This window comes from Streptomyces sp. SBT349 (assembly GCF_001083795.1).
In the GTDB taxonomy this organism is placed as follows: domain Bacteria; phylum Actinomycetota; class Actinomycetes; order Streptomycetales; family Streptomycetaceae; genus Streptomyces.
Window position 1 is genome coordinate 1 of the sequence record NZ_LAVK01000371.1, and the last position, 7,060, is coordinate 7,060.

The window sequence follows — 7,060 nt, forward strand, 5'->3', positions numbered from 1 at the left end:
CCCGTGGTCGCTGAAGGCGGGCGGGCTGCTGCGCGAGCAGTACGCGGCGGTCGGCGCCGCCGCGGGCGCCGCGTTCCCGTCCTCGGCGCCGTCCTCCGGGGACTCGCCGCCGTGGTCGGCATCCTCGGTGGCCTCGCTCTCCGGGAGCAGGTCGCCCCGCAGCTCGACCGGCTCCACATCGCTCCGCTCGCCCTCCGCCCCGAACATCAGCGACCCGCCGTCGGGCGCGAACGTCACCGACTCGCCCTGGAGCTGGCCGCCCGGCGGGATCAGGGACCGTTCGACCGGCTCGGGCGCCCCGCCCTCCGCGGGCCAGCGGTACATCCGCGCCGACAGGTAGCCGCGCAGCACCAGCCGCGTGCCGTCGGGCGAGAACGCGCCGTCCGTCACCCACTGGTCGATGTCGGCGACGCGCTCGAAGGTGTTGACCCCCGCGTCGGTGAGGGCCGCCGGGCCCGCGTAGAGCGCGGCACCGCCGTCCTGCTTCTTGCTGACGATGTGGACCCGGCCCGTCTCCGGATGCACCATCAGCGCCTCGGCGTCGCGCGGCCCGTCCTCGTAGACGGCCGCGTAGACCTCGGGCGTCACGGTGGCGTCCAGGAGCTCCTCGGGCTCGGGCAGGCGGTAGACCCACACCTCCTCCCAGCCGCCGTCGTAGTTGTCGCCGATGTCCCCCACGTAGAGGTCGCCCCCGGGCCCCAGGGAGATGGCCTCCAGGTCACGCCCCGCGACCCCGTCGAGCGTGACGGTGGCCACCGTCTCGCCGGTCTCCCCGTCGATCGCGTAGAGGTTGGGCGCGGTGTCCTGGTCGTTGTGCGTCCAGTACACGCCGGGGTGCCGGTGGCTGGCCGCCAGCCCGCTCGACTCCGTGATGCGCGGGTCGCTGATGGTGAACGAGGGCGGCGTGTCGGCGGCGGCCACCGCGCCCGGCGCGAGGGTCAGCGCGGCGGTCGCGAGACCGACCGCGGCACGGCGGGGCGTCATCCAGGTCGGCATGGGCCAAGCCTGCCATCAGGGCACGGAAACGAGAGACCCGCTTCCCGATAAGGATGCCCTGGGGGGAACGCGTGCTCCGAGGAAAAGATAAAGCCGTCATGAACACGCATAGCGGTCAACGGCGTTGCCAGGGGAATCCCGACTTCCTACGGTCTCTTCCCATGAGTGGAAACAGTCCAGACCTCCAGACCCCGCCCGTGGCGCCCGCGGGGGGCGCCACGGACGGATCGCCCGTCAAGGTCCCCCTGATGGCCGCCACGGCGGGCGCCGGCCTCGCCGTCATCGGCTCGTTCCTGCCGTGGGCCGAGGTCTCCATCGACGGCCTCAGCGAGACGTCGGGCGGCCTGGCCGGCGACGGGGTCTTCACCCTCTCGCTGGCCGTCCTCACCGGCGTGTTCATGATCGTCGGCCTGGTCGCCCGCAAGAGCTGGGCGCCGCTGGCCGGCGCCGTCGCCGCGCTCGCCACGCTGATCGTGGTCGGCCTCAACCTCGGCGCCGAGCGCCAGGTCCGCTCGGACCTGGAGAGCGAGGGCGCCGCGAGCGCGGACATCGACATGGTGCTCGACATGGCCGAACTCTCCACCGGCGTCGGCGTCTGGGTCGTGCTCGTCGGCGCGCTCGTGGCGACCGGCGCGGGCGCGTTCGCCGCCGCGAAGTCCCGGGCCGCCTGAGGGCGCGCGTGGCCGCGGCGTCCCCCTGGGCGCCGCGGCCACGCTTGCGTAGAGCGCACTCCACGGCGTTGGCTGGGGCGCATGAGGTACACACAGCTGGGACGCACGGGACTCAAGGTAAGCCGGCTGGTTCTCGGAACCATGAACTTCGGCCCCCACACGGAGGAGTCCGACAGCCACGCCATCATGGACGCCGCCCTGGAGGACGGCGTCAACTTCTTCGACACCGCGAACGTGTACGGCGGTTTCGAGAGCAAGGGCCGGACCGAGGAGATCGTCGGCACCTGGTTCGCCAAGGGCGGCGGGCGGCGCGACAAGGTGGTGCTGGCCACCAAGGTCTACGGCGCCATGGCGCCCCAGGGCGAGACCGTCTGGCCCAACCACCACAGGCTGTCGGCGCTCAACATCCGCCGCGCCGTGGACGCCAGCCTCCAGCGGCTCGGCACCGACTACATCGACCTGTACCAGTTCCACCACGTGGACCGGGACACCCCGTGGGACGAGATCTGGCAGGCGATCGACGTCCTGGTCCAGCAGGGCAAGATCCTCTACGCGGGCTCCTCCAACTTCGCGGGCTGGCACATCGCCCAGGCCAACGAGGCGGCGGCGCGGCGCGGTTCGCTCGGCCTGGTCAGCGAGCAGTGCCTGTACAACCTGGTGGAGCGCCGCGCCGAGATGGAGGTCATCCCGGCCGCCGAGGGCTACGGCCTGGGGGTGATCCCGTGGTCCCCGCTCAACGGCGGCCTGCTGGGCGGCGCGATCCGCAAGGAGCGCGAGGGCGGCGGCGAGCGGACCGGGAGCGGACGCTCGGCGGACGCGCTGGCCGACAGCGCCCGGCGGGCGCAGGTGCAGGCGTACGAGGACCTGCTGGAGGAGGCGTCCCTCGACCCCGGTGAGGTGGCCCTCGCCTGGCTGCTGACCCGGCCCGGCGTCACGGGACCGATCGTGGGCCCGCGGGTGCGGGGACAGCTCGACTCGGCGGTCAGGGCCGTGGACCTCGACCTGCCGGAGGACCTGCTGGCGTCCCTGGAGAAGATCTTCCCCGGCACCGGCCCCTCCCCCGAGTCCTTCGCCTGGTAGACCGCGCCCTCCCGGATCCCCCGGATCGCGTCCGCCCGGTCCTCGCCGGGCGGGCGGACGCGGGAGACCCGCGGGTCAGCCGAGTACCGCGGAGACGGCCACCGCCGCCAGCAGGAGGACGAGCGCCGCGGTCACGATCCGGGTACGGGTCTTCGCGTTCACCCTCTCACCGTACGCCCAGCCCCCACGACGCCTGCTCCACGTACCTCCCCCCGGGCCCTCCCTCGCTCCTCATCAGCACCAGCCGCCCCACGGCCCACTCCGTCCCCGCGAAGCCCGACAGCGCCTCGGTGAACGGGTCGAGGCGCGTCCGCCCCGATCCCAGGGTCAGATGCGGCCGGTACAGGTCGTGCTCCCCCACCCCGGGGCCCGCCGCGGAGGCCAGGCCCGCCAAAGCCACCGTCTGGCCCGCGACCCCGACCCACAGCGTCCGGTCGCCGAAGGTCCCGCCCCCCGCCAGGCGCAGCGTGAACGGCTCCCGCTCCCGCGCCACCCCGGCCAGGCGCCCGTACAGCTCGGGCAGCGCGGCCGGACCCCTCTCCCCGTAGAAGGCGAGCGTCACGTGCCACCCGGACCGTTCCCGCCACCGCAGGCGCTCGGCCCCCGGCAGGTCCCGCAGGTCCCGCGCGGTCCGCGCGACCTCCGCCACCGCCTCCTGTGACGGCAGTACCGCCGAGAAAAGTCTCATGCGCGTCCCCGAATCCCACGATTAGCATCGGCCGAATGAAGATCAGACAAGGCGGCCCCGACGACATCCCCCTCATCCTCGCCATGCTCGACGGCGCCGTCGAGCATGGCGAGGATGAGGGGGATGTCGTCGGGGCCGCCTTGTCTGATCTTCATTCGGCCGATGCTAATCGTGGGATTCGGGGACGCGCATGAGACTTTTCTCGGCGGTACTGCCGTCACAGGAGGCGGTGGCGGAGGTCGCGCGGACCGCGCGGGACCTGCGGGACCTGCCGGGGGCCGAGCGCCTGCGGTGGCGGGAACGGTCCGGGTGGCACGTGACGCTCGCCTTCTACGGGGAGAGGGGTCCGGCCGCGCTGCCCGAGCTGTACGGGCGCCTGGCCGGGGTGGCGCGGGAGCGGGAGCCGTTCACGCTGCGCCTGGCGGGGGGCGGGACCTTCGGCGACCGGACGCTGTGGGTCGGGGTCGCGGGCCAGACGGTGGCTTTGGCGGGCCTGGCCTCCGCGGCGGGCCCCGGGGTGGGGGAGCACGACCTGTACCGGCCGCATCTGACCCTGGGATCGGGGCGGACGCGCCTCGACCCGTTCACCGAGGCGCTGTCGGGCTTCGCGGGGACGGAGTGGGCCGTGGGGCGGCTGGTGCTGATGAGGAGCGAGGGAGGGCCCGGGGGGAGGTACGTGGAGCAGGCGTCGTGGGGGCTGGGCGTACGGTGAGAGGGTGAACGCGAAGACCCGTACCCGGATCGTGACCGCGGCGCTCGTCCTCCTGCTGGCGGCGGTGGCCGTCTCCGCGGTACTCGGCTGACCCGCGGGTCTCCCGCGTCCGCCCGCCCGGCGAGGACCGGGCGGACGCGATCCGGGGGATCCGGGAGGGCGCGGTCTACCAGGCGAAGGACTCGGGGGAGGGGCCGGTGCCGGGGAAGATCTTCTCCAGGGACGCCAGCAGGTCCTCCGGCAGGTCGAGGTCCACGGCCCTGACCGCCGAGTCGAGCTGTCCCCGCACCCGCGGGCCCACGATCGGTCCCGTGACGCCGGGCCGGGTCAGCAGCCAGGCGAGGGCCACCTCACCGGGGTCGAGGGACGCCTCCTCCAGCAGGTCCTCGTACGCCTGCACCTGCGCCCGCCGGGCGCTGTCGGCCAGCGCGTCCGCCGAGCGTCCGCTCCCGGTCCGCTCGCCGCCGCCCTCGCGCTCCTTGCGGATCGCGCCGCCCAGCAGGCCGCCGTTGAGCGGGGACCACGGGATCACCCCCAGGCCGTAGCCCTCGGCGGCCGGGATGACCTCCATCTCGGCGCGGCGCTCCACCAGGTTGTACAGGCACTGCTCGCTGACCAGGCCGAGCGAACCGCGCCGCGCCGCCGCCTCGTTGGCCTGGGCGATGTGCCAGCCCGCGAAGTTGGAGGAGCCCGCGTAGAGGATCTTGCCCTGCTGGACCAGGACGTCGATCGCCTGCCAGATCTCGTCCCACGGGGTGTCCCGGTCCACGTGGTGGAACTGGTACAGGTCGATGTAGTCGGTGCCGAGCCGCTGGAGGCTGGCGTCCACGGCGCGGCGGATGTTGAGCGCCGACAGCCTGTGGTGGTTGGGCCAGACGGTCTCGCCCTGGGGCGCCATGGCGCCGTAGACCTTGGTGGCCAGCACCACCTTGTCGCGCCGCCCGCCGCCCTTGGCGAACCAGGTGCCGACGATCTCCTCGGTCCGGCCCTTGCTCTCGAAACCGCCGTACACGTTCGCGGTGTCGAAGAAGTTGACGCCGTCCTCCAGGGCGGCGTCCATGATGGCGTGGCTGTCGGACTCCTCCGTGTGGGGGCCGAAGTTCATGGTTCCGAGAACCAGCCGGCTTACCTTGAGTCCCGTGCGTCCCAGCTGTGTGTACCTCATGCGCCCCAGCCAACGCCGTGGAGTGCGCTCTACGCAAGCGTGGCCGCGGCGCCCAGGGGGACGCCGCGGCCACGCGCGCCCTCAGGCGGCCCGGGACTTCGCGGCGGCGAACGCGCCCGCGCCGGTCGCCACGAGCGCGCCGACGAGCACGACCCAGACGCCGACGCCGGTGGAGAGTTCGGCCATGTCGAGCACCATGTCGATGTCCGCGCTCGCGGCGCCCTCGCTCTCCAGGTCCGAGCGGACCTGGCGCTCGGCGCCGAGGTTGAGGCCGACCACGATCAGCGTGGCGAGCGCGGCGACGGCGCCGGCCAGCGGCGCCCAGCTCTTGCGGGCGACCAGGCCGACGATCATGAACACGCCGGTGAGGACGGCCAGCGAGAGGGTGAAGACCCCGTCGCCGGCCAGGCCGCCCGACGTCTCGCTGAGGCCGTCGATGGAGACCTCGGCCCACGGCAGGAACGAGCCGATGACGGCGAGGCCGGCGCCCGCCGTGGCGGCCATCAGGGGGACCTTGACGGGCGATCCGTCCGTGGCGCCCCCCGCGGGCGCCACGGGCGGGGTCTGGAGGTCTGGACTGTTTCCACTCATGGGAAGAGACCGTAGGAAGTCGGGATTCCCCTGGCAACGCCGTTGACCGCTATGCGTGTTCATGACGGCTTTATCTTTTCCTCGGAGCACGCGTTCCCCCCAGGGCATCCTTATCGGGAAGCGGGTCTCTCGTTTCCGTGCCCTGATGGCAGGCTTGGCCCATGCCGACCTGGATGACGCCCCGCCGTGCCGCGGTCGGTCTCGCGACCGCCGCGCTGACCCTCGCGCCGGGCGCGGTGGCCGCCGCCGACACGCCGCCCTCGTTCACCATCAGCGACCCGCGCATCACGGAGTCGAGCGGGCTGGCGGCCAGCCACCGGCACCCCGGCGTGTACTGGACGCACAACGACCAGGACACCGCGCCCAACCTCTACGCGATCGACGGGGAGACCGGCGAGACGGTGGCCACCGTCACGCTCGACGGGGTCGCGGGGCGTGACCTGGAGGCCATCTCCCTGGGGCCCGGGGGCGACCTCTACGTGGGGGACATCGGCGACAACTACGACGGCGGCTGGGAGGAGGTGTGGGTCTACCGCCTGCCCGAGCCCGAGGAGCTCCTGGACGCCACCGTGACGCCCGAGGTCTACGCGGCCGTCTACGAGGACGGGCCGCGCGACGCCGAGGCGCTGATGGTGCATCCGGAGACGGGCCGGGTCCACATCGTCAGCAAGAAGCAGGACGGCGGTGCCGCGCTCTACGCGGGCCCGGCGGCCCTCACCGACGCGGGGGTCAACACCTTCGAGCGCGTCGCCGACATCGACCAGTGGGTGACGGACGGCGCGTTCTCGCCCGACGGCACGCGGCTGGTGCTGCGCGGCTACCTGTCGGCGCGGATGTACCGCTGGCCCGCGGAGGGCGGGGCGCCCGAGCCGGTCGAACGGTCCCTGATCCCGCCGGGCGGCCAGCTCCAGGGCGAGTCGGTGACGTTCGCGCCCGACGGCGGGTCGCTGATGTTCGGGGCGGAGGGCGAGCGGAGCGATGTGGAGCCGGTCGAGCTGCGGGGCGACCTGCTCCCGGAGAGCGAGGCCACCGAGGATGCCGACCACGGCGGCGAGTCCCCGGAGGACGGCGCCGAGGACGGGAACGCGGCGCCCGCGGCGGCGCCGACCGCCGCGTACTGCTCGCGCAGCAGCCCGCCCGCCTTCAGCGACCACGGG

9 protein-coding genes are annotated in these 7,060 nt (G+C 73.5%); 4 read left to right on the forward strand and 5 right to left on the reverse strand.

Annotated features, from left to right (window positions below; genetic code table 11):
- Positions 1–996 (reverse strand): hypothetical protein (locus ADY01_RS30370; RefSeq protein ID WP_053171361.1); only part of this gene is annotated, 996 nt, incomplete at its 3' end.
- 161 nt (positions 997–1,157) lie between these two features.
- Between ADY01_RS30370 and ADY01_RS30365 the strand changes: the two genes are divergently transcribed.
- Together ADY01_RS30365 and ADY01_RS30360 are read left to right on the forward strand one after the other, a co-directional pair.
- Complete coding sequence (locus ADY01_RS30365) at positions 1,158–1,667, forward strand: hypothetical protein (protein ID WP_159001518.1); 510 nt, start codon at positions 1,158–1,160, stop codon at positions 1,665–1,667.
- Positions 1,668–1,748: 81 nt separating this feature from the next.
- Positions 1,749–2,747 (forward strand): aldo/keto reductase, encoded by a 999-nt coding sequence (locus tag ADY01_RS30360; RefSeq protein WP_049579871.1) that lies wholly within the window; start codon positions 1,749–1,751, stop codon positions 2,745–2,747.
- Between the two features lie 166 nt (positions 2,748–2,913).
- Here the strand turns inward: ADY01_RS30360 and thpR (ADY01_RS30355) are convergent, their stop codons facing one another.
- Both thpR (ADY01_RS30355) and ADY01_RS41665 read right to left on the reverse strand, forming a co-directional pair.
- Positions 2,914–3,435, reverse strand: coding sequence for an RNA 2',3'-cyclic phosphodiesterase (gene thpR, locus ADY01_RS30355; protein ID WP_049579873.1), 522 nt, complete (start codon positions 3,433–3,435; stop codon positions 2,914–2,916).
- Positions 3,432–3,590 carry a hypothetical protein gene (locus ADY01_RS41665; RefSeq protein WP_159001520.1) on the reverse strand — a complete coding sequence of 53 codons (159 nt, stop codon included), beginning with the start codon at positions 3,588–3,590 and terminating at the stop codon, positions 3,432–3,434. Before ADY01_RS41665 ends, thpR (ADY01_RS30355) begins: the two co-directional genes overlap by 4 nt.
- Before the next feature lie 35 nt (positions 3,591–3,625).
- Between ADY01_RS41665 and thpR (ADY01_RS30350) the strand changes: the two genes are divergently transcribed.
- Positions 3,626–4,147, forward strand: coding sequence for an RNA 2',3'-cyclic phosphodiesterase (thpR, locus tag ADY01_RS30350; protein WP_049579873.1), 522 nt, complete (start codon positions 3,626–3,628; stop codon positions 4,145–4,147).
- Between the two features lie 166 nt (positions 4,148–4,313).
- Here thpR (ADY01_RS30350) and ADY01_RS30345 read toward each other — a convergent pair whose 3' ends face one another.
- Both ADY01_RS30345 and ADY01_RS30340 read right to left on the reverse strand, forming a co-directional pair.
- Complete coding sequence (locus tag ADY01_RS30345; RefSeq protein WP_049579871.1) at positions 4,314–5,312, reverse strand: aldo/keto reductase; 999 nt, start codon at positions 5,310–5,312, stop codon at positions 4,314–4,316.
- Between the two features lie 81 nt (positions 5,313–5,393).
- A complete protein-coding gene (locus ADY01_RS30340) occupies positions 5,394–5,903 on the reverse strand; it encodes a hypothetical protein (protein ID WP_159001518.1) in 510 nt (169 codons plus the stop codon).
- A gap of 161 nt (positions 5,904–6,064) precedes the next feature.
- Here ADY01_RS30340 and ADY01_RS30335 point away from each other — a divergent pair.
- The coding region (locus ADY01_RS30335) for a hypothetical protein (RefSeq protein WP_053171361.1) at positions 6,065–7,060 on the forward strand (996 nt) is incomplete at its 3' end.